This is a genomic window from Sulfitobacter sp. 1A15299, from assembly GCF_043556915.1.
Taxonomy (GTDB): Bacteria; Pseudomonadota; Alphaproteobacteria; order Rhodobacterales; family Rhodobacteraceae; genus Sulfitobacter.
In genome coordinates this window covers 41383-61882 of record NZ_JBIFFJ010000015.1, presented here as the reverse complement: position 1 = coordinate 61882, position 20500 = coordinate 41383, and the positions used below count along the sequence as shown (strand labels likewise).

Genomic DNA, 20500 nt, shown 5'->3' with positions numbered 1-20500 from the left:
ATCAGACATATCACCGCTCCGTTTTCGGACGGTGAATCATGCGGCTCCGCGATAATCAATGGGTCCTGAGCCTAGGCCTGCCCGCCCGCGTCGGCAAACAAACCCGTGGCGGCAAGACCTATCACAGCGTTCAGGCAGGCCCGATTGCGGGCGGCTCGGCCCAAGCGGCGCTTGGCCAATTGCGCCGGGCGGGATACCGGGACGCCTATCTGCGGCGCTAAGCGTTTTGCAATCAAGGTAAAAGGCCAGCCGCGGTGCTTCCCGGCTGGCCTTTTTCTTGGTCAATCAGTCAGCCGCCGCAGATGCTTTGCAATCTCAGCCAATCGGCATCCGACATCAGCGGCGCGGTCAGCTTGCCGTTCATCGGATCACCTTCGATCAGGGGCAGGGTGCTTTCGCCGGTGATGTCACGGGCAAAGGCATAGGGTTTGCTGCGCAGCTCGGCCTTGGCAAATCGCGCCAGTTGAGCCTCGACCGTCGGGGTCGCGGCGGGGCGCATCAGCAGTTGTTCGGCATAGGCATCAAGCGCCTCGGAAGAGATATCGCCGGTGGTCAGCAGGCGGAAGTTCTCGCGCAGGCCCACGGCCTCCAGAAGCGCGCGCAGCGGGTCATGTTCCCGGCGCGCCACATCCTCGGTCAGGACATAGCCCGCGGCGACATCGGGCTCTTCGTAATCCTCCAGCACCGCGCGGTCGAGCACGATAAGACGGCCCGGCAGATGCAGGCTGGCGCGGGTCATATCGGGCAGGATCGCCACGCGCCCGACCTCCAGCCGTTTGGTGAGCCGCGCCAGCGCGGCGCTGCCGCCGGGGCTTTCGCAGGCAGGGCCAGAGACGCGTTCCAACCGCTTGAGCAGCGCCGTGCCCAAGGAGACGCGCTTGACCTCTGGCACCACTTTGATCGCGTGATCGCGCAGCGCGCCGGGCATCCAAAAGACCGCCAGCGCCGCCACCACCGCGACGGAGGCCAGCATCCCCACCGACCGCAAACGCCCCGGCTTGGGACGGCTGCGATTGATCGCGCGGCGCAGCTTTTCGATGGCCTCGATCATCTCGGTTTCATTCTCGGGCAGTTCCAGCGTCTCGCCCGGGTCACCGTCGGGATGATAGAGCGCGGGGGTCTGGTTCGGATTGGCCCTGTCGACGGCAGCCAGCGACCAATGGGTCAGCGCCTGATCCTTGAGATCGCTGATCACCAGCGTCGCGTCACCGATCGAGACGATCACCTCGCGCCGCTGCGCATCGGGCGTGGCGCGCCAAAGACCCGTCGCTTCGAGCCGGGCGTATTTTGTCAAGGCGGTCATGGGGTTCTGCTGCGGGCCTGTCAGTTTTCGCCACTCTACCACGCGCTGCGGGATCAGCAATGGCAGGTGACATAATGCCCCGCCTTAGAGGCACGCTGCCTGTTTGCGCAACTCAAACTTCTGGATTTTCCCGGTCGAGGTTTTGGGCAATTCGCCAAAGACCACCCGCTTGGGCGTTTTGAACCCGGCAAGGCGCGCGCGGGCGAAGGCGATCAGCGCCGTTTCGCTGGCCTCAGCCCCCGGTTTCAACTCGACAAAGGCGCAAGGCACCTCGCCCCATTTCTCATCCGGCTGCGCCACCACGGCCGCGAGGTTGACAGCCTCATGGCCCATCAACACGCCCTCGACCTCGACGCTCGAAATATTCTCTCCGCCCGAGATGATGATGTCCTTGGCGCGGTCGGCGATCTGGATGTAGCCATCGGGATGCTGCACCGCGATGTCGCCAGAATGGAAGTAACCGCTCGCAAAGGCTTCGGCCGTGGCTTCTGGGTTCTTGAGGTAGCCTTTCATCACCGCATTGCCGCGGATCATGATCTCGCCTTGGGCGGTGCCATCGCGCGGGGTTTGGGCCATCTCGGCGTCCATCACGGTAATCTCTTCCATCATCGGCATGGCGACACCTTGGCGGGCTTTGATCCCGGCGCGCTCAGGCTCGGGCAGCCCGTCCCATTCGCCTTGCCAGAGACATTCGGTGACATGGCCAAAGGTCTCGGTCAGCCCATAGACCTGTGTGACGTTGAACTTCAGCTTTTCGATCTTCGACAGGGTCGCGGGGGCCGGGGGCGCGCCTGCGGTGAAGACCTCGACCCGGTGATCGAAGGCACGGCGGTCTTCTGCGCGCGCGTTGACCAGCATGTTCAGCACGATGGGCGCGCCGCCGAAATGGGTGACGCCGTGATCGGCGATGGCGTCATAGATCGCCGCGGCGGTGATGTCGCGGCAACAGACCAGCGTGCCGCCTAGAAGCGGCATCATCCAAGTGTGGTTCCAGCCGTTGCAGTGAAACAGCGGCACGATCTGCATGAAGACCGGGCGCAGCACCATCTGCCAAGAGATCACCGTGCCCATAGTCATCAGGTAGGCGCCGCGGTGGTGATAGACCACGCCTTTGGGCCGCCCGGTGGTGCCGGAGGTGTAGTTGAGCGCAAGGCTCTCCCATTCGTCGTCGGGCATGATCCACCGGAAGTTCGGATTGGCCTCGGCCAAGAGCTCTTCGTATTGCGGGTGCCGCCCGCTGGCGGGGAAACCGGCAGGCGCGTCGGGCACTTCGATGATGGCAGGGCAGGTGCCCTCCATCCGCGCGCAGGCGTCTTCGGCGAGCGGCAGGAATTCGGTATCGACCAGCAGCACCTTGGCCCCGCCGTGGTCGAGGATATAGGCCACCGTGTCGGGATCGAGCCGGATGTTGATGGTGTTGAGCACCGCGCCGCAAGCAGGCACTCCGAAATGCGCCTCGGCCTGCGCGGGCAGGTTGGGGATGAGGGTGGCGACCACATCGCCGGGGGTCACGCCGATCTCGGCCAAAAGCGCGGCGAGGCGGGTGCAGCGGTCGTGGTATTGGGCATAGGTGACGCGGTGGTCGCCGTGGATCACCGCTGTCTGGTTCGGGAAAACCTCTGCGGCGCGGGCCAAATGCGACAGGGGCGTCAGCGGTACGAAGTTCGCTGCGCATTTCTCAAGCCCGCTTTCATCCGTCATCCACCCCATGCGACCCCTCCCAAGGCATTGGTTGCGATTTGGGGTTGAGTATTGCTGCCCGGACGTGACTTTGAAAAGAGGGCAGGAGGGAAAAGGAGGGCAGATGCAGGACACAGCGGTAAAATCGGGGCTGGCGGCGCTTTGCGCGGTGAGCGGTATGGCGGCTTTGGGGCTGACGGATAATTTCGTGCCCTTCATCACCGAGCGTGGCTCGCTCTGGCAGTTTCACTTCCTGCGCGGGCTTATGGCGGTGGCCATTCTGATGGTGCTCGCGGCTTTGGGTTTCGGCATCCTGCGCCCGCGGCGGTTCTGGGCCGTGGCGGGGCGCAGCCTGTTTCAGGCGGGGGCGATGTTGATTTATTTCGGCTGTCTGGCCTTTCTGCCCATCGGTGTCGTGGTCGCCGGGCTGTTCACCTCACCGCTTTTCGTGCTGATGATCTCGGCCCTGTTTCAGGGCAAACGCGTCGGCCCATGGCGGTGGGGTGCCGTGGCCGTGGGCTTTGCCGGGGCCTTGATGGTGATCCGCCCAGACCCGAGCGCTCTTGACCCCGTGGCCTTCCTGCCGCTTCTGGCCGGGGCGCTTTACGCCATCGGCGCTGTGGCGACGCGGGCGTGGTGCGAGGGGGAGAGCACGATGGTGATGACCGCGGGCTTCTTCGGCATGTTGGCAGTCATGGGCGGCATCGGTGTCTTGGTCCTGCCGGGGGCGGAGGTGGCGGGGGCCGAAGGTTTCGTCAGCCGCACATGGGGACCGCTTGATGGCGCGATGTGGTTCTGGATCGCGGTGCAGGCGGTCGGCTCGCTGGTGGGCATCGGCTTTCTGGTGCGCGGCTACCAGTTGGGAGAGGCCGGGCATGTGGCGATCTTCGAGTATTCGCTGCTGATCTTCGCCAGTTTCTGGGCCTATGTCCTTTGGGACCAAGAGGTGCCGCCCTTGGCGTTTGCGGGCATGGCATTGATCGCACTGGCCGGGGCGGTGATCGCCCTGCGCAGCGATGAGCCTTCGACCCTGCACGCGCCGGAGGCGGTGGAGTGATCATCAGTCGCGGTCGGCGTTACGTCTTCGTGCATATCCCCAAGACCGGGGGCACCTCGCTGGCGCTGGCGCTTGAAGATCGCGCGATGAAGGACGATGTGATGCTGGGCGACACGCCAAAAGCGCTGAAGCGGCGGCGGCGTTTGCAGGGGGTGCAGGCGGCGGGGCGGCTGTGGAAACATTCGACGCTGGCGGACATCGACGGGCTAATGCGCGCGGAGGAATTGGACGGGCTGTTCCGCTTCACGCTGGTGCGCAACCCATGGAACCGGGTGGCGAGCTACTATCGCTGGCTGCGGGGGCAGGGGTTCGATCATCCGGCGGTGGCCTTGGCGAAGGCCACGGATTTCGCCGGGTTCCTGCGGCATCCGCAGACGCAAGCGAGCCTGCGCGCATGGCCCGCGCGGCGGTATATGCAGGATGCGACCGGGCGGGAGCGCTGCGATCTTTATATTCGGCTGGAGCATTTTGCGCGGGATGCGGTGCCTTTGTTTGAGCATCTTGGGTTCGAGCTCGATTTGCCGCAGGTCAATGCATCGGAGGGGGAGGCGGCCTATACGCCCGAGTTGCGCGATATCGTGTCGAAGATCTGCGCCGAGGATATCGCGCGGTTCGGCTACGTTTACGAGGGGCACTAGGGCCATCGCCTGCCCGTGGGGTGGCGATAACGCCCTATGTTCATGCCACTTTATGGTGCAGCGCTAGGATGCCTTTGCGGCGATGCGCCCAGCTTCACCATATCGCCAGCCCGCCGGGACGGACAGGCGATGGCCCGGCGCCTGCGGCTTGATTCCGGGCCGGGTGGCAGCAAGAGCGTCAAATAAAAAGGGGCGCCGAAGCGCCCCTCTCCCCCTTACGCCGCCTTGGCGTCCGGGTTGAACCGACCGTAGAAGCTCTGGTTCTTCTGCGCCATCTCGCGCAGCAGGTCCGGGCAGGCGAACCGCTCACCGTATTTCTCGGCCAGCTGGTCACAACGCTCCGCCGCATAGGGCGCGCCGATCATGTCGAGCCAGCTCAGCGGGCCACCCGACCAGGGCGCGAAGCCCCAGCCGAGGATCGCGCCGACGTCACCCTCGCGGATGTCCATCAGCACACCTTCCTCCAGCGCCCGCACGGCTTCGAGCGTTTGGCTGAACAGCAACCGGTGTTGCACCTCGATCAGCTCAGGCTGCTCCTCGGCCACGGGGTACTTGTCCCCCATGCCCTGCCACAGACCCTCGCGCTTGCCCTTGGCATCGTAGCTGTAGAAACCGGCGTTGGCCTTGCGCCCGAGACGGCCCTCTTCCTCCATCCAGAACACCAGCGGGTCGATGTCGTCGTTCGGATAGGCATCGCCCATCGCCGCCTTGGTGGCCCGCGCGATCTTGGCGCCAAGATCGATCGAGGTTTCGTCCATCAGCTGCAGCGGGCCCAGGGGCATGCCGACCAGCTTGGCGGCATTCTCGATCAGCGCGGGCTCGACACCCTCCTGCACCATGCGCACACCCTCGTTGATGTAGGGAATGATGCAGCGGTTGGCGTAGAAGAAGCGCGCGTCGTTGACCACGATCGGCGTCTTGCGGATCTGGCGCACGTAGTCGAGCGCCTTGGCCACGGCCCGGTCACCGGTCTCTTGCCCCTTGATGATCTCCACCAGCAACATCTTCTCGACGGGCGAGAAGAAGTGAATGCCGATGAACTGCTCCGCGCGGCTCGACGCTTTGGCCAGATCGGTGATCGGCAGGGTCGAGGTGTTGGAGGCGAAAATGCAATCCTCGGGGATCACCGCTTCGACCTTCTGGGTCATCTCGGCCTTCACCTTGGGGTCTTCAAACACCGCCTCGATGATCAGGTCGCAGCCTTTCAGCGCGTCCAGATCGGTGGTCGCGGTGATCAGGTCAAGCGCGGCCTGCTTCTTCTCCGGGGTGGCTTTCTTGCGGGCGATGCCCTTGTCGAAATAGCCCTCGGTATAGGCTTTGCCCTTGTCAGCGGCTTCTTGCGTCTGGTCGATCAGCACCACTTCGATCCCGGCTTGCGCCGAGACCAGCGTGATGCCGGCCCCCATCATGCCCGCGCCCAGAACGCCCAGCTTCTTCACGCGCTGATCCGGCACATCCGCGGGACGCACGGCGCCCTTCTCCAGCGCCTCCTTGTTGAGGAAAAGCGAGCGGATCATGTTGCCCGACGACGGGTTCATCAGGACATTGGTGAACCAGCGCGCCTCGACCTTGAGCGCCGTGTCGAAGGGCACCAGCGCGCCTTCATAGACGGCTGACAAGAGCGCCTTGGCCGCCGGATAGACACCTTGTGTCTTGCCGTTGACCATCGCATTGGCGCCGACGAAGGTCATGAAGCCCGCCGGATGGTAGGGCGCGCCGCCGGGCATCTTGTAACCCTTGGCATCCCACGGCTTGACCAGATCGGCATCCTTGGCGTTCAGTACCCAGTCGCGCGCCGCGGCCATCGGGTCTTCGCTGACCTCGTCAATGATCCCGGCCTTTTGCGCGGCAGCGGGCGCCACCATTTTGCCTTCCAAGAGGAAGGGCGAGGCCGCCATGGCGCCGAGCTTGCGCACCATCCGCGTGGTGCCACCGGCGCCGGGGAAAATGCCCACAAGGATCTCCGGCAGGCCAATGCGCGCCTTGGGGTTGTCGGCGGCAAAGGTGCGATGCGTGGCCAGCGGCAGTTCCAGCCCGATGCCCGCGGCGGTGCCGGGGATCACGCAGGCCACGGGCTTGCCGCCCTTGTTGGTCTTGGGGTCCATGCCCGCGCGCTCGATCTTGCGCAGCAGGGCGTGCATCTGCATCGTGCCCTCGAAGAGACCCTTGGCCGGATCGTCGCCCGCGTCTTCCTTCATCTTGGCCAGCAGGTTCAGGTCCATGCCCCCGGCGAAAGAGCCTTCCTTGCCCGAGGTGATGACGATGCCCTTCACGGCGTCATCGGTCAGCGCGTCGTCGATGTGCTTTTCCAGATCGCGCAGACCGTCGAAGGACATGACGTTCATGCTCTTGCCCGGCACGTCCCAGGTGATGGTGGCGATGCCCTCGGCATCTTTGTTCATTGTGAAATCGGTCATTCTCTTGCTCCCTTCGCGGCTCACACGCGCTCGATGATGGTGGCGGCACCCATGCCGGACGCGATGCAGAGCGTGGCCAGCCCCACTTCCTTGTCGGCGCGCTCCAACTCATCGAGCAGGATGCCGATGATCATCGCACCGGTGGCGCCCAGGGGGTGGCCCATGGCGATGCCGCCGCCGTTCACGTTGACCTTGCTGTCATCCACGTCGAAAGCCTGCATGAAGCGCAGCACCACGGCGGCGAAGGCCTCGTTGACCTCGAAGAGGTCGATGTCGCCGATGGTCATGCCGTTGTCCTTGAGGATTTTTTCGGTCACCGGCACCGGGCCGGTCAGCATGATGGTGGGATCGGTGCCGATCTTGGCGGTGGCGCGGATGCGGGCGCGGGGCTTCAGCCCGTGCTGTTCGCCGAACTCCTTGTTGCCGATCAGGACGGCGGCAGCGCCGTCCACGATGCCGCTCGAGTTGCCCGCGTGGTGGATGTGGTTGATCCGTTCCAGATGGGGGTATTTCATCAGCGCGACTTTGTCGAAGCCGGGCATGACCTCACCCATCTGCTGGAACGCTGGGGTCAAGCCGCCCAAGGATTGCATGTCGGTCTGCGGGCGCATGTATTCGTCGCGGTCAAGGATCGCGAGGCCGTTCTGGTCGCGCACGGTGATGACGGACTTGTCGAAGCGGCCCTCTTCCCAGGCCCGCGCGGCGCGCTGCTGGGACTGCATGGCCAGCTGGTCGGCCTCGTCACGCGAAAAGCCGAACTCGGTGGCGATGATATCCGCCGAGATGCCCTGCGGCACGAAGTATTTCTCCATCGCCAGCGTCGGGTCCACGGCAATCGCGGCACCATCGCTGCCCATGGCGACGCGGCCCATCATCTCAACACCGCCGGCGATATAGCCGTTGCCGGCGCCGCCCTTTACCTGATTGGCAGCAAGGTTCACGGCCTCCATGCCCGACGCGCAGAAGCGGTTGATGGCAAGACCCGGGATGCGCTCATCGAGGTCCGAGGCCAGCACCGCCGAGCGCGCCAGGCAGCCGCCCTGTTCCATCACCTGGGTGACATTGCCCCAGATCACGTCCTCGACGGCATGGCCCTCGAGGTTGTTGCGCTCCTTCACGGCGTTCAGGGTCTGCGCCGACAGCCGCAGCGAGGTCACCTCGTGCAGCGCGCCGTCCTTGCGGCCCTTGCCGCGCGGGGTGCGCAGGGCGTCGTAGATGTATACGTCTTGGGTCATGTCATGTCCTCCGGGTCAGGCGCGGTCAGCTGGGCTGCCGGGCATCAAATCATACGGGGCTTTCCAGCCCGGTGTTTCGCTCAGACGCGTGAGCCACGCGTCGATATGGGGCCAGTCGCTGCGATCAAAGCCGAAAGGCTCGGGGTAATAAAGATACCCGCAGCAGCTGAGGTCCGCGTTGGTGATGTCGCTGCCCACGATCCAGTCGCGGCCGTCGAGATGGTCGTTCAGCACGCCGTAGGCCGCCTTGAGCCGACCTTGGTTGAAGGCGATGACTTCGGCGGGGCGTTTGTCTTCGGGCAGGAAGTTCATCAGGAAACGTGTCATCCCGGCCATGGAGCTGAGCTTGTGGTTGTCCCATAGCACCCATCGCAGGATCTCGCGCCGTTCCGTCGCGTCGCGCCCGCCGAATTTGCCCGACTTTTCCGCGACGTAATCTTGAATCACGCCCGATTGGGTGAGCCGAAGATCGCCGTCGATCATCACCGGCGCCTCGCCCATGTTGTTGATCTGCGCGCGGTAGTCGGGGTGGCGCGTCTCGCCGCCGAAGAAGTCCACCTTCACCGGCGCCCAGCCGAGCCCCGACAATTCAAGCGCCAGCGCCGCCTTGTAGGCATTGCCAGATTCGCCAAAGCAATAAAGTTGGATGGTCACCTGTCATTCCTCCTCTTCTGTCGGCGCCCGCTGAAATGTCGGACGGTATTTATGAAAGGATGAAGGGGGCAGGGGGCGCCTTATCTTCATCCTTTTGCAAATACCTCAGCGCCGGTGTTTCAATCCGCGCGCGGTCAGAGGTTGCGCGCGATCAGTTCCTTCATGATCTCATTGGTGCCACCGTAGATGCGTTGCACCCGCGCGTCGGCCCACATTTCGCCCACGGCGTATTCCTGCATGAAGCCGTAGCCGCCGTGCATCTGCAAGCAGACATCGAGCACCTCGCCTTGGGTGTCCGTGAGCCAGTATTTCTGCATCGCCGCCTTGTCGACGCTAAGCTCGCCGCGCAGGTGTTCCGCGATGCATTCGTCGAGAAAGGCGCGGGCCACGGCGGTCTTGGTCTTCACTTCGGCCAGTTGGAAGCGCGTGTTCTGGAACTGGGTCAGCGGGCCGCCGAAGGCTTCGCGTTCCTTGCAATATTGGACCGTGCGCGCCACGGCGCCTTCCATGGCCCCGACCGCGCCGCAGCCGATGATCAGGCGCTCCTGCGGCAGTTGCTGCATCATCTGGTAGAAGCCTTGGCCTTCTTCCTGGCCAAGGATGTTTTCGGGCGGGATTTCGACACTGTCGAAGAAGAGCTCGGAAGTGTCGGCGGCATGCAGGCCGATCTTGTCGAGGTTGCGGCCGCGCTGGAAGCCCTCGGCCTTGTCGGTCTCCACAACCACGAGGCTGACGCCTTTGGAGCCTTCCTTGGGGTCGGTCTTGGCCGCCACGATGATCAGATTGGCGTGCTGGCCGTTGGTGATGAAGGTCTTCTGCCCCGAGAGCCGGTAGGCATTGCCTTCGCGGATCGCCTTGGTCTTGATGCGCTGCACGTCCGAGCCGGTCGAAGGTTCGGTCATCGCCAGCGCGCCGACCAGCTCGCCCGAGACCATCTTGGGCAGCCAGCGTTTTTTCTGGTCCTCGGTGCCATAGGCGAGGATGTAATGCGCCACGATGCCGGAGTGAATGCCGTGGCCCCAAGAGGCGAGATTGGCGCGCGAGCCTTCGATCAGGATCGCCGCTTCGTGGCCGAAGTCACCGCCAGCACCGCCGTATTCCTCGGGCACCGAGGGGCAGAGCAGGCCGAGTTCCCCGGCCTGGGCCCAGGTGTCGCGGTCCATTTGGCCCTGCTTGCGCCATTTCTCGAAATGCGGCGCCCATTCGGTGTTGATGAACTGCGCCGTCATATCGGCGATCATCTGGTGTTCTTCGGTCATCCAGCTGGATGTCTTGGTCTGCATCTCCGGCCCCCTCCCCAAGGGTTCAGCGTTTGCGGGCGTCCAGTTCGGCGTTGAACAGGCGCAGCCGCGCGGTCAGGTTTTCCGCGTTCATGACCGAGTTGAAATTCTCGAACAGGAACGACAGCGCTTCCCCCTCATCAAGACCTGCGTCGGTGCTGAACTTCTTCAGCCTGCGGTAGCCTTCCTCGGTCATGGCGACGGGGAAGCGGCGGGTCAGGCGGAAGCGTTTGGGCATGGTCTCTCCGGGTGTTGGGCAGGGTGGGGGGTGTGCCCCCACCCCCCGTTTTAGAAGTTTGCGGCCTCCAACGCCATGACCGTATCCGCGCCCGATTGGATGCGTGTCAGATGCAGGGCCGTGGCGGGCAGTTGGCGCGCCATATAGTAGCGGCCGGTGGCGAGCTTGGTCTCGTAGAAGGTGGCGTCGTCGCTGCCGTTCTTCAATGCTTCTTTCGCCGCCAGGCCCATCTTGGCCCACATCAGGCCGAGGCAGACATGGCCGAACATATGCATGAAGTCATTGGAGCCGGCGAGCGCATTGTTGGGGTTCTTCATGCCGTTCTGCATGAAGTACATGCCCGCCGATTGCAGATCCTTGCTGGCCGCCTTCAGCGGCTCAAGGAAGGCCGCGTCGAATTCGGCATCCTGACCTGCGTTCTCTTTGATGAAGCCTTTCACGAGGTCGAAGAAAGCCATGACGTGCTTGCCGCCGTCCTGCGCCAGTTTGCGGCCCACGAGGTCAAGCGCCTGCACGCCGTTGGCCCCTTCGTAGATCTGAGCGATGCGGGCGTCACGGGTGAATTGGGACATGCCCCATTCCTCGATATAGCCGTGGCCGCCGTAGACCTGCTGGGCCTTCACAGTCATGTCGTAGCCTTGGTCGGTCAGGAAGCCCTTGATGACCGGCGTCAGCAGCGACACCAGGCCATCAGCGTCCTTGTCCTCGGCGCGGTGCGCCGCGTCGATCATCGTGGCTCCCCAGAGGATGAAGGCACGGGCGGCTTCGACAAAGCTTTTCTGATCCATCAGCGAACGACGGATGTCGGGGTGCACGATCAGCGGGTCGGCGGGTTTTTCGGGGGCGACGGCACCGGTGACGGCGCGGCCTTGAAGACGGTCCTTGGCGTATTCGAGGGCGTTTTGATAGGCCACCTCGGCCTGTGCCAGACCCTGCATGCCAACGCCGACGCGGGCTTCGTTCATCATGGTGAACATGGCGCGCATGCCCTTGTGTTCGGTGCCCAAGAGATAGCCGGTTGCGCCGTCGTAGTTCATCACGCAGGTCGAGTTGCCATGGATGCCCATCTTCTCTTCGATGGAGCCGACGGAGACGCCGTTGCGCTCCCCCAAAGACCCATCTTCGTTGACCATGAACTTCGGCACGATGAAGAGCGACACGCCCTTGATGCCCTCGGGGCCGCCCTCGATCTTGGCCAGCACGAGGTGGATGATGTTGTCTGCCATGTCATGCTCGCCCGAGGAGATGAAGATCTTCTGGCCAGAGATCTTGTAGCTGCCGTCGTCCTGCGGCGCTGCCTTGGTGCGCATCAGGCCCAGATCGGTGCCGCAATGCGGCTCGGTCAGGTTCATGGTGCCGGTCCATTCGCAGGAGACCATCTTGGGCAGATAGGTGTCTTTTTGCGCATCGGTGCCATGAGCGAGGATCGCCGAGGCCGCGCCATGGGTCAGACCTTGGTACATGGTGAAGGCTTGGTTCGCCGCCGAGAACATCTCCCCCACGGCGGTGCCGAGGACGTAGGGCATGTTCTGCCCGCCATAGGCTTCGGGCATGTCGAGGCCGGTCCAGCCGCCTTCCTTCACCTTTTCAAAGGCTTCCTTGAAACCCTTGGGCGTATAGACGACGCCGTTTTCCAAACGGCAGCCTTCCTTGTCGCCCACGACGTTCAGCGGGGCGAGCACTTCGGAGGTGAGCTTGCCTGCCTCTTCGAGGATGGCAGAGGTGAAATCAGGCTCCAGCTCATCATAGCCGGGGGTCTTGCTTTCGGTCACCTTCAGCACGTCGTGCAGAACGAATTGCAGGTCTTTGGTGGGGGCTGTGTAACTGGGCATCTTTGCTCTCCGGGTCGTCTTTTTATGGATGTAAGCGGCGGCGTCGCCGGGGTTATTCGGCGGCGCGGCGGGGTTGGTTCATGGAGGCGATCATCTTTCCCCCCCATTTCAACTGGTCCTTGAGGTCTTCGATGGCCTCGTTCAGCTCTTCGCGGCGCGACTCGAGGTCGGCCAGACGGGCGCGGGCGATCTCATAGGCTGCGGCGATCTGCGTCTGCTGCTGGTCGCCCATATGATAAAGGTCGAGCAGCTGGCGGATTTCTTCGAGGCTGAAGCCAAAGCGTTTGCCACGCAGAATCAGCTTGAGCCGAGCGCGGTCGCTTTTGGTGAAAAGGCGTTTCTGGCCCTCGCGCAACGGGAAGAGCAGCTCTTTCGCTTCGTAGAACCGCAGGGTGCGGGGGGTTACTTCGAAAGCGTCGCACATCTGGCGAATGGTCAGCGTGTCGGCAGTCATCTCATCACTCTCCAATCGTCGTTTCATGACTTCAGTTGGGGGCTGGTCCCTCTGATACAATGGGAGTTGACGTTGACGTAAGTGATACGTTGCGTCACTTTATGCGCAGGGGAATTTCATTTAGGTTTGAAAGGCTGGCGGGCGTGCGCCGCCCTCATGGCGCTGGGCATCAGAACGGGTGGGAGATGGCAAACCTCGATCAAAGCGGGCCGACGACGCTGGACGCGCTGGTCCACTGTGCGCAGAACGCCACAAGTGCGGCGGGCATTCTGGCCTGCGGTCTTGGCTACTATCAGCGGCTTGGAATTGATCTGGTCAGCTATCATGGCGACAGCCCCGGCGCGCCTGCGATCCTTTATAAGTTCGACGGCACGGGCACGGTGGGGGCGCAGTGGCATTCGCAATTTCTGGATGTTGAGAAACTGCGCGAAAGCCCGGTCGAGGCGCTGGCCCGACAGCAGGTGATGCCGATCTACTGGTCCGATGTGGCCCGCACGGCGCGGCTGACTGCTGCGGAAGACCACTATATGAAAGGGTTGATGCGGCGTTATCCGAATGACGGCGTGTCGCTCAGGGTGCATGGCCCGGGTGGGGATTCCGCCGTGGTGGGGCTGGGCTTTGCCGCGAAACAGGCGCGGCTGTCCCCGGGGGGGCTGTATAAGCTTCTCAGCGCCGCACAAATCGCGCATCTGCGCTATTGCGCCTTGGCCGAAAGCCAATCGCCGCGTGATTTCGGCCTGTCCCCGCGCGAGGTCGAAGTGTTGGAGTGGATTGCCACGGGCAAGAGCAACGGGGTCATTGCCGAGATCCTTGGGATTTCGCCTCATACGGTCGATACGATCGTGCGGCGGATTTTCTCCAAACTTGACGTGAACGACCGCACCACTGCGGCCATTCGCGGGCTCGGCGCGGGGCTGCTGCGCCGCCCGAAAGAGGGCGCGCCCTAGCGCAAGGTTGACCTTGCGTCGTTGTGGCGTGACTGCGTGACATGACCCCATGTCCTGGGCGTTATAGGTGCGGGCGCTCGACCTAAAGAGGCACGAGGCATGTCAGAAAAACCAGAGCAGGCAGGTAGCGGGGCCGAAAACGGTTGCGTGAATGAGACACGCGCGCGCGTGGTGGCCGAGCTGAAAGGCGCGTCCGAGACCATTGAAAACGCCGCGTTCGATCTGGCCGGTGACGTAAGCGCGGATGTGGTGTCCGATCTCATCCGCATCACGGCGGACCTGCAGATGCTGATCGCGCAATTGGCGCAGCGCAACAGCCGCTGAGCCCGGCGCTTAGCCCTTGTCTAAGGCGATGGCCGCGGCGGTGTCATCGCGCAGCTTTTGCAATTCCGCCATGGCTTCGTCCAGCTGGCGGCGCTGCTCGGCCAGCTCTTCCAATTGACCATCGGCCATGGTGACCCAAGTGCGCATCTGCGCCTCGGTCCCCTCTTTTTCGTAGATCAGCAGCCACTGGCGGATGTCCTCCAGCGCGAAGCCGAACTTGCGGCCCCGCAGGATCAGCTTCATCCGCGCCCGTTCGCGCGGGCCATAGAAACGCGAGCGCCCCTCACGGTGCGGTTGCAGCAATTCGATATACTCGTAATAGCGCAACGTGCGTGGCGTCACGTCAAATGCCGCGCACATCTCTTTGAAAGTCAGGCGTTCATCGTCCAAAGCATCTTCTCCCTTCCGGCAAACTATGGTCACGCGCGGGGATGCGCAACAGGCGGACTTGCCCTTTGGCTATCTCGCCCTGATAAAGGACGAAACCAGAGGCAGAGGGTTGGGTTGCATGTCCGACAAATTAAAGCTGGCGCGACAGTTCATTCAGGCGCTGCCCCATTCCATGGCACTGGGGATGGAGTTGCAGGAGTTGGGCGATGGCTCTGCCGTGATCACCATGCCCTATGACGAAAAGCTGATCGGTGACCCGCAGACCGGGGTGATCAGCGGCGGGGCGGTCTCGGCGCTGATGGACACCTGCTGCGGGGCTGCGGTGATGAGCCACCCCAGCAACCCGGCGGCCACTGCCACAATGGATCTTAGGATTGAATATCTGCGCGCGGCCACACCGGGGCAGACGATCATAACCCGCGCGACCTGCTATCACGTCACCCGTTCGGTCGCCTTCGTGCGGGCCACGACGACGGATGAGGACGCCGACAACCTTGTCGCCACGGCGACCGGCACTTTCACCGTGGAGGGGCACACATGACCACACGTCGCAAGCCGGAGCCGGTTCAGGTCATCAAGCAACGCCGCGACGGGGTGCTGCGCGCCATGGTCGAGGGCGTGCCCTATATTCGCTTTCTGGGCATCGAGTTCGAGCGCCGTGGCGATGAGCTGACCGGCATCATGCCCTTTTCCGAGCAGCTGATCGGCAACCCGATCCTGCCCGCTCTGCATGGCGGGGCCACGGCGGCCTTTCTTGAGGCGACCGCGATCATCACCCTCAGTTGGGGGCTGATCTGGGAGGACATGGAAAGCGGCGCGCTCGATCTGGACAATCTGGATGCCGACCATCTGCCCCGGCTGCCCAAAACGATCGATTTCACCGTCGATTACCTGCGGTCGGGCCTGCCGCGCGATGCCTATGCGCGGGCGCGGATCAACCGCTCGGGCCGGCGCTACGCCAGCGTCCATGTCGAGGCATGGCAGGACAACCGCAGCCGTATTTTCGCGCAGGCCACGGGCCATTTCCTGATGCCGCAACGGCGTGGCTGAGCCGCAATCAGAGACCGAGCCGCTGACCGACGCAGAGGTGCGCGCGGTTGAGCGTGGCACGCTGGCGGCGCGCGATGTGGTGACCCACCGCCGCGTGCTCAAGATCGCGGTTCCCATTGTCATCTCCAACGCCACCGTGCCGATCCTCGGGGCGGTCGATACCGGCGTAGTGGGGCAGATGGGCGCTGCCGCCCCCATTGGCGCGGTGGGGCTGGGGGCGATCATCCTCTCGGCGCTCTACTGGATTTTCGGCTTTCTGCGGATGGGCACGGTGGGCCTCACCGCGCAGGCGGCGGGCAATGGCGAAGAGGGCGAGGTCGCTGCACTGCTGACGCGCGGGCTTTTGATCGGCGCAGGCGCGGGGCTGGCTTTGATGGCGCTGCAATGGCCGCTTTTCTGGGCCGCGTTCCAAACCGCCCCCGGATCGCCCGAGGTCGAGGGGCTGGCGCGGCAATATATGGCAATCCGCATCTGGTCTGCGCCCGCCGCGATCTCGATCTATGCGATCACCGGCTGGCTCATTGCGCAGGAGCGCAGCCGCGCCGTGCTGGTCTTGCAGGTCTGGATGAACGGGCTGAACATCCTGCTGGATCTGTGGTTCGTGCTGGGCCTCGGCTGGGGCGTGGAGGGCGTGGCCATCGCCACCTTCCTTGCGGAATGGAGCGGGGCGGCCTTGGGCCTGTGGTTCTGCCGCGCGGCTTTCGCGGGGGTGGCCTGGCGCGATTGGGCGCAGGTCTTTGACGGGCCGCGCTGGACGCGCATGATGCAGGTGAACACCGATATCCTGATCCGCTCGCTTTTGTTGCAGGCGATCTTTGTCTCCTTCCTGTTCATGGGGTCGGGCCTGGGCGATGTGACCTTGGCGGCCAATCAGGTGCTGCTGCAATTCCTGATGATCACCTCCTACGGGCTGGACGGTTTCGCCTTCGCCGCCGAGGCGATCATTGGCCGGGCCTACGGCGCGGGGCAGCGCGATGTCCTGCGGCGCGGGGCAGTGCTGACCTCCGCTTGGGCGCTGTTGGTCAGCCTGCTGTTGGCGGTGGTCTTTGCGGTCAGCGGCGGCGCGATTATCGACCTGATGGCCAAGGCCCCGCAGGTGCAAGACCTCGCCCGGGTCTATCTGCCCTATATGGTTGCGGCGCCGCTGCTGGGCTGTGCGGCCTATATGTTCGACGGTATCTTCATCGGCGCCACGCGGTCGCGCGACATGCGCAATATGATGCTGGTGTCGTTTCTGATCTATGCCGTGGCCGCGCTGGCACTGGTGCCGAGCTTGGGCAATCACGGGCTTTGGATATCGCTTCTGGTGTCCTTCGTGGTGCGCGGCATCACGCTGGCGCTGCGCTACCCGGCCTTGGAACGCGCGGCGGGCTAGAGCAGCGCCTGTACCGCTTCGGGCGGGCGGCCGATCACGGCGCGGCCATTGCCAAAGGCGATGGGGCGTTCGATCAGGATCGGATGGGCGGCCATGGCGTCGATCAGCGTCTCTTCGGGGCTGTCTTTGCGGAGACCCAATTCTTTGAACAGCGTCTCGCCCGTCCGCATCATCTCGATCACGGGCAGGCCAAGGGCATCACGGGCGGCGATGATCTCATCCCGTGTCGGCGCGTCTTCGAGGTAGCGGCGCGGGGTTGCCTCCACTCCCGCCGCTTCGATCAGGGCCAGCGCCTGCCGCGATTTCGAACAGCGCGGGTTGTGCCATAGGGTGATCATAGCCAATCCTCGCGTTTGCTGCCCACGGCCTCGACCACGTTGGCGAAACCATCGCGGGCCAAGAGCGCATCCAGCCCGGTGGAGATCTCTCGCACCAGTCCGAGACCACCGAAGACCAGCGCGGTGTAGAGTTGCAGGGCCGAGGCCCCGGCGCAGATCTTGGCATAGGCGGTCTGCGCGTCCGACACCCCGCCGACGCCGATCAGCGGAATATCCGTCAGCCCCGCCAGCCGCGCCAAGACGCGGGTCGAACGTTCGAACAGCGGCGCACCGGACAGGCCACCCGCCTCGCCCGCATGGGCGCTGGCAAGGCCCCTCCGGTCGAGGGTGGTATTGGTCGCGATGATGGCAGCAACGCCCGAATTTTGGGCAACCTCGGCCACATCCTCAATCTCGGCTTCGCTGAGATCGGGGGCGATTTTCAGGAAAACCGGGGTGGCGCCGCGCACGTCCATCACCCCTTCGAGCAGGGCCGAGAGCGCCGCTTTGCCCTGAAGGTCGCGCAGCTTCTCGGTATTGGGGGAGGAGACATTGACCGTCGCGAAATCGACGTGATTGCGCGCGGCGGTCATCACGCGGGCAAAGTCGGCGGCGCGGTCCTTGCTGGTTTTGTTCGCGCCAAGGTTCAGCCCCACCGGCACCCCCGCACCCCGGCGCGAAAGCCGGGCGCAGATCGCCTCCATCCCCTCATTATTAAAGCCGAAACGGTTGATCGCGGCGCGGTCCTCGGTCAGGCGAAACAGGCGCGGGCGCGGATTGCCGGGCTGGGGCAGGGGCGTGGCAGCCCCCACTTCGACAAAGCCGAAACCGGCGCGGGAGAGGGGGGCGATCGCGGTGGCGTTCTTGTCAAACCCCGCCGCCAGCCCGACAGGGTTCGGCAGGTCCAGACCCGCAAGCGTGGTGTGCAGCCGCGCCGAAGTCTGCGGCCCCGGCGCAGGCGCAAGCCCCGCCCGCAGCGCGCGGATCGCCAGTGCATGGGCCGCTTCGGGATCGACCCGGTGCAGCGCCCGCAGGCCCAGCCTTTCCAAGAGCGGCATCATTTGCTGGCCTCGCCCAATCCTGCGGGGAATTCATGCACGCCATCCACCAGCGGCAAGGGCTGCGCCCAGACCACGTCCTCGATCTTGAGCGGGCGGAAGAGATGGGGGAAAAGCGCGCCGCCGCGCGAGGGTTCCCATTTCAGCGCATCGCCCAGAGCGTCGGCCTCAAGCGCGAGGAGGAAGAGACCGTCCTCCCCCTTGAAATGTTTGGCTGCGGTTTCCGCTGCCTGTTCGGCGGTGGAGAAATGCACATAGCCATCGGTAACGTCGATCGGCGCCCCGTCCGAGACCCCGTTCTTGCGCAGCGCAGCCCATTCGTCTGCTCGGAATATCTTGAAAATCAGCATGGCTTCTGATGCCCGCCGGGCGGGGCGGGGTCAAGACCCGCGGGTGACCATAGGGCAGGTCATATGACCTTTGACACGGGCCAAACCCCGCGCCACGATACCGGCATAACAAGCAACAGGGGAACTATCATGAAACGATTCCTGACCGCGACCGCCGCGCTGGCTTTGACCAGCGGCATGGCGGCGGCCGAGTATAATTTGACCATTCTGCACACCAATGATTTCCACGACCGGTTCGAGCCGATCAGCAAATATGACGGCCCCTGTGGCGCCGAGGACAATGCCGAGGGCAAATGCTTTGGCGGCGTCGCGCGGATGGTCACCGCCATCGCAGCCGCCCGCGAACGCGCGGGCGAGAACCACCTGCTGCTGGATGCGGGCGACTGGTTCCAAGGCTCGCTTTTCTACACCCGCTACAAGGGAGATATGGCAGCCGAGTTCATGACGAAGCTCGACTATGACGTGATGGCCGTGGGCAACCACGAGTTCGACGACGGCCCCGAGGGGCTGGCCGATTTCGTGGCCAAGGTCGATTTCCCCGTGCTCTCGGCCAATATCGACGTCAGCGGTGTCGAGGGGCTGGAGGGCGAGATCGGCAAATCCACCGTGGTTGAGGTTGGGGGAGAGCGGATCGGCATCGTTTCCGTCCTTGCCGAAGACACGCCTGAGACCTCTTCGCCCGGGGCGGAGGTGATCTTCTCTCCGGCAGCGGATGCGGCACAGGCCGAGATCGACGCGCTGACCGAGGATGGGGTTAACAAGATCATCCTGCTTACACATCTGGGCCTTGCCGCCGACAAACGGCTTGCCGAAGAGTTGACCGGCGTCGACCTGATCGTGGGTGGCCATTCCCACACGCTTCTGAGCAACAGCGAGGAACGGGCCGAGGGCGCGTACCCGACCATGGTCAATGACGTGCCGATCGTGCAGGCCTATGCCTACAGTAAATATCTGGGCGAGGTGAATGTCACCTTCGACGATGCGGGCGAGGTGACCGCGATCTCCGGCGATCCGATCCTGCTCGATGCCTCGGTCGAAGAGGATCAGGCGACGGTCGATCTGGTGGCCGAGCGCGCCGCCCCGCTGGAGGAGTTGCGCCAGAAGGTCGTGGCCGAGACGTCGGAAACCATCGAAGGCAGCCGTGACATCTGCCGCGCGCAGGAATGCGCCATGGGCAATCTTGTCTCCGCCGCCATGCTGGACCGGGTGAAGGATCAGGGCATCGACGTGGCGATCTCCAACGCGGGCGGTCTGCGTGCCTCCATCGACGCGGGCGAGGTGACCATGGGCGAGGTGCTGACGGTGCTGCCGTTCCAGAACACACTCTCGACCTTCCAGATCAGCGGCGCCACGCTCGTCGAAGCGCTGGAAAACGGGGTGAGCCAGTTGGAAGACGGCGCAGGCCGTTTCCCGCAGGTGGCGGGCATGTCTTATACCTTTGATCCCAAGGCCGAGCCCGGCAGCCGCATCAGCGATGTCATGGTGGGCGGCGAACCGGTTGATCCCGAAAAGACCTATGGCGCCGTGTCCAACAACTATGTCCGCAATGGCGGCGACGGCTACGCGATGTTCAAGGACGCCGAGAATGCCTATGACTTCGGCCCGGATCTGGCGGATGTGACGGCGGAGTATCTGGCGAAGAATGGCAGCTACAAGCCCTATACCGATGGCCGTATCAAGATAAAGTAAGCTCACTCACCTGAGCGAAAGGGCGTGTCCGGTGGGGCGCGCCCTTTTTGTTTGCGAGTAGCCGGGCACAGCCTGCCGATGCGGGCGGTCCGGCGCTGCCCGGCGGGCGTGCGCCCTTGATTTCGGGCTATTGCGCCCGCTGCCAAGCCCGCACAAACCTACCGCCCCTTGCACCTCTCCCGCCAAGGGATACACATGCGGTAACCAAACAG

22 protein-coding genes are annotated in these 20500 nt (G+C 64.0%); 9 read left to right on the top strand and 13 right to left on the bottom strand.

Annotated elements, in window-relative coordinates:
- The first annotated feature begins 38 nt into the window (after nucleotides 1–38).
- Complete coding sequence (locus tag ACGYK7_RS13880; RefSeq protein ID WP_394402986.1) at nucleotides 39–221, top strand: SPOR domain-containing protein; 183 nt, start codon at nucleotides 39–41, stop codon at nucleotides 219–221.
- Nucleotides 222–289: 68 nt separating this feature from the next.
- Here ACGYK7_RS13880 and ACGYK7_RS13875 read toward each other — a convergent pair whose 3' ends face one another.
- Nucleotides 290–1303, bottom strand: coding sequence for a hypothetical protein (locus ACGYK7_RS13875; RefSeq protein ID WP_394402984.1), 1014 nt, complete (start codon nucleotides 1301–1303; stop codon nucleotides 290–292).
- A gap of 84 nt (nucleotides 1304–1387) precedes the next feature.
- Nucleotides 1388–3013, bottom strand: a complete 1626-nt coding sequence (locus tag ACGYK7_RS13870) for a long-chain-fatty-acid--CoA ligase (RefSeq protein WP_394402982.1) — start codon at nucleotides 3011–3013, stop codon at nucleotides 1388–1390.
- A gap of 94 nt (nucleotides 3014–3107) precedes the next feature.
- Here ACGYK7_RS13870 and ACGYK7_RS13865 point away from each other — a divergent pair, with 94 nt between their 5' ends.
- Both ACGYK7_RS13865 and ACGYK7_RS13860 read left to right on the top strand, forming a co-directional pair.
- A complete protein-coding gene (locus tag ACGYK7_RS13865) occupies nucleotides 3108–4040 on the top strand; it encodes a DMT family transporter (protein WP_394402980.1) in 933 nt (310 codons plus the stop codon).
- Nucleotides 4037–4678 carry a sulfotransferase family 2 domain-containing protein gene (locus ACGYK7_RS13860; RefSeq protein ID WP_394402978.1) on the top strand — a complete coding sequence of 214 codons (642 nt, stop codon included), beginning with the start codon at nucleotides 4037–4039 and terminating at the stop codon, nucleotides 4676–4678. Before ACGYK7_RS13865 ends, ACGYK7_RS13860 begins: the two co-directional genes overlap by 4 nt.
- Nucleotides 4679–4893: 215 nt before the next feature.
- Here ACGYK7_RS13860 and ACGYK7_RS13855 read toward each other — a convergent pair whose 3' ends face one another.
- The 7 genes from ACGYK7_RS13855 to ACGYK7_RS13825 form a co-directional block, all read right to left on the bottom strand.
- The gene (locus ACGYK7_RS13855) at nucleotides 4894–7095 is read right to left on the bottom strand and encodes a 3-hydroxyacyl-CoA dehydrogenase NAD-binding domain-containing protein (RefSeq protein ID WP_394402976.1); all 2202 of its coding nucleotides are present in this window, start codon (nucleotides 7093–7095) and stop codon (nucleotides 4894–4896) included.
- A 20-nt stretch (nucleotides 7096–7115) separates the two neighbouring features.
- On the bottom strand, nucleotides 7116–8330 hold the full coding sequence (locus ACGYK7_RS13850) for an acetyl-CoA C-acetyltransferase (protein WP_394402974.1): 1215 nt from the start codon (nucleotides 8328–8330) through the stop codon (nucleotides 7116–7118).
- Nucleotides 8331–8345: 15 nt separating this feature from the next.
- Nucleotides 8346–8984, bottom strand: coding sequence for a glutathione S-transferase family protein (locus ACGYK7_RS13845; protein ID WP_394402972.1), 639 nt, complete (start codon nucleotides 8982–8984; stop codon nucleotides 8346–8348).
- A gap of 134 nt (nucleotides 8985–9118) precedes the next feature.
- Nucleotides 9119–10267 carry an acyl-CoA dehydrogenase family protein gene (locus ACGYK7_RS13840; RefSeq protein ID WP_394402970.1) on the bottom strand — a complete coding sequence of 383 codons (1149 nt, stop codon included), beginning with the start codon at nucleotides 10265–10267 and terminating at the stop codon, nucleotides 9119–9121.
- A 22-nt stretch (nucleotides 10268–10289) separates the two neighbouring features.
- The gene (locus ACGYK7_RS13835; RefSeq protein WP_394402968.1) at nucleotides 10290–10502 is read right to left on the bottom strand and encodes a hypothetical protein; all 213 of its coding nucleotides are present in this window, start codon (nucleotides 10500–10502) and stop codon (nucleotides 10290–10292) included.
- Nucleotides 10503–10552: 50 nt separating this feature from the next.
- Complete coding sequence (locus tag ACGYK7_RS13830) at nucleotides 10553–12334, bottom strand: acyl-CoA dehydrogenase C-terminal domain-containing protein (RefSeq protein WP_394402966.1); 1782 nt, start codon at nucleotides 12332–12334, stop codon at nucleotides 10553–10555.
- A 52-nt stretch (nucleotides 12335–12386) separates the two neighbouring features.
- Nucleotides 12387–12788 carry a MerR family DNA-binding transcriptional regulator gene (locus tag ACGYK7_RS13825; RefSeq protein WP_394402999.1) on the bottom strand — a complete coding sequence of 134 codons (402 nt, stop codon included), beginning with the start codon at nucleotides 12786–12788 and terminating at the stop codon, nucleotides 12387–12389.
- A 185-nt stretch (nucleotides 12789–12973) separates the two neighbouring features.
- On the opposite strand from ACGYK7_RS13825, the gene ACGYK7_RS13820 reads away from it, so the two are divergent.
- Both ACGYK7_RS13820 and ACGYK7_RS13815 read left to right on the top strand, forming a co-directional pair.
- A complete protein-coding gene (locus ACGYK7_RS13820; protein ID WP_394402964.1) occupies nucleotides 12974–13735 on the top strand; it encodes a LuxR C-terminal-related transcriptional regulator in 762 nt (253 codons plus the stop codon).
- Between the two features lie 99 nt (nucleotides 13736–13834).
- Nucleotides 13835–14059, top strand: a complete 225-nt coding sequence (locus ACGYK7_RS13815; protein WP_394402962.1) for a hypothetical protein — start codon at nucleotides 13835–13837, stop codon at nucleotides 14057–14059.
- Nucleotides 14060–14068: 9 nt separating this feature from the next.
- Here the strand turns inward: ACGYK7_RS13815 and ACGYK7_RS13810 are convergent, their stop codons facing one another.
- The gene (locus ACGYK7_RS13810) at nucleotides 14069–14449 is read right to left on the bottom strand and encodes a MerR family DNA-binding transcriptional regulator (protein WP_394402960.1); all 381 of its coding nucleotides are present in this window, start codon (nucleotides 14447–14449) and stop codon (nucleotides 14069–14071) included.
- Nucleotides 14450–14567: 118 nt separating this feature from the next.
- Between ACGYK7_RS13810 and ACGYK7_RS13805 the strand changes: the two genes are divergently transcribed.
- From ACGYK7_RS13805 to ACGYK7_RS13795, 3 genes are read left to right on the top strand one after another with little or no spacing between them, the layout of a single operon-like run.
- On the top strand, nucleotides 14568–14990 hold the full coding sequence (locus tag ACGYK7_RS13805) for a PaaI family thioesterase (protein ID WP_394402958.1): 423 nt from the start codon (nucleotides 14568–14570) through the stop codon (nucleotides 14988–14990).
- Nucleotides 14987–15499, top strand: a complete 513-nt coding sequence (locus tag ACGYK7_RS13800) for a PaaI family thioesterase (RefSeq protein WP_209218213.1) — start codon at nucleotides 14987–14989, stop codon at nucleotides 15497–15499. Before ACGYK7_RS13805 ends, ACGYK7_RS13800 begins: the two co-directional genes overlap by 4 nt.
- 22 nt (nucleotides 15500–15521) lie before the next feature.
- Nucleotides 15522–16874 (top strand): MATE family efflux transporter, encoded by a 1353-nt coding sequence (locus tag ACGYK7_RS13795; RefSeq protein ID WP_394402997.1) that lies wholly within the window; start codon nucleotides 15522–15524, stop codon nucleotides 16872–16874.
- Here ACGYK7_RS13795 and arsC read toward each other — a convergent pair.
- The 3 genes from arsC to ACGYK7_RS13780 are packed head-to-tail and all read right to left on the bottom strand — an operon-like array spanning nucleotide 16871 to nucleotide 18599.
- Nucleotides 16871–17212 (bottom strand): arsenate reductase (glutaredoxin), encoded by a 342-nt coding sequence (arsC, locus tag ACGYK7_RS13790; RefSeq protein WP_394402956.1) that lies wholly within the window; start codon nucleotides 17210–17212, stop codon nucleotides 16871–16873. The genes ACGYK7_RS13795 and arsC overlap by 4 nt on opposite strands.
- Complete coding sequence (locus ACGYK7_RS13785; protein ID WP_394402996.1) at nucleotides 17209–18249, bottom strand: quinone-dependent dihydroorotate dehydrogenase; 1041 nt, start codon at nucleotides 18247–18249, stop codon at nucleotides 17209–17211. The genes arsC and ACGYK7_RS13785 overlap by 4 nt, the downstream gene beginning before the upstream one ends.
- Nucleotides 18249–18599 (bottom strand): DUF952 domain-containing protein, encoded by a 351-nt coding sequence (locus ACGYK7_RS13780; protein WP_394402955.1) that lies wholly within the window; start codon nucleotides 18597–18599, stop codon nucleotides 18249–18251. Before ACGYK7_RS13780 ends, ACGYK7_RS13785 begins: the two co-directional genes overlap by 1 nt.
- 129 nt (nucleotides 18600–18728) lie before the next feature.
- Between ACGYK7_RS13780 and ACGYK7_RS13775 the strand changes: the two genes are divergently transcribed.
- Nucleotides 18729–20288, top strand: coding sequence for a bifunctional metallophosphatase/5'-nucleotidase (locus ACGYK7_RS13775; RefSeq protein ID WP_394402953.1), 1560 nt, complete (start codon nucleotides 18729–18731; stop codon nucleotides 20286–20288).
- Nucleotides 20289–20500 lie beyond the last annotated feature (212 nt).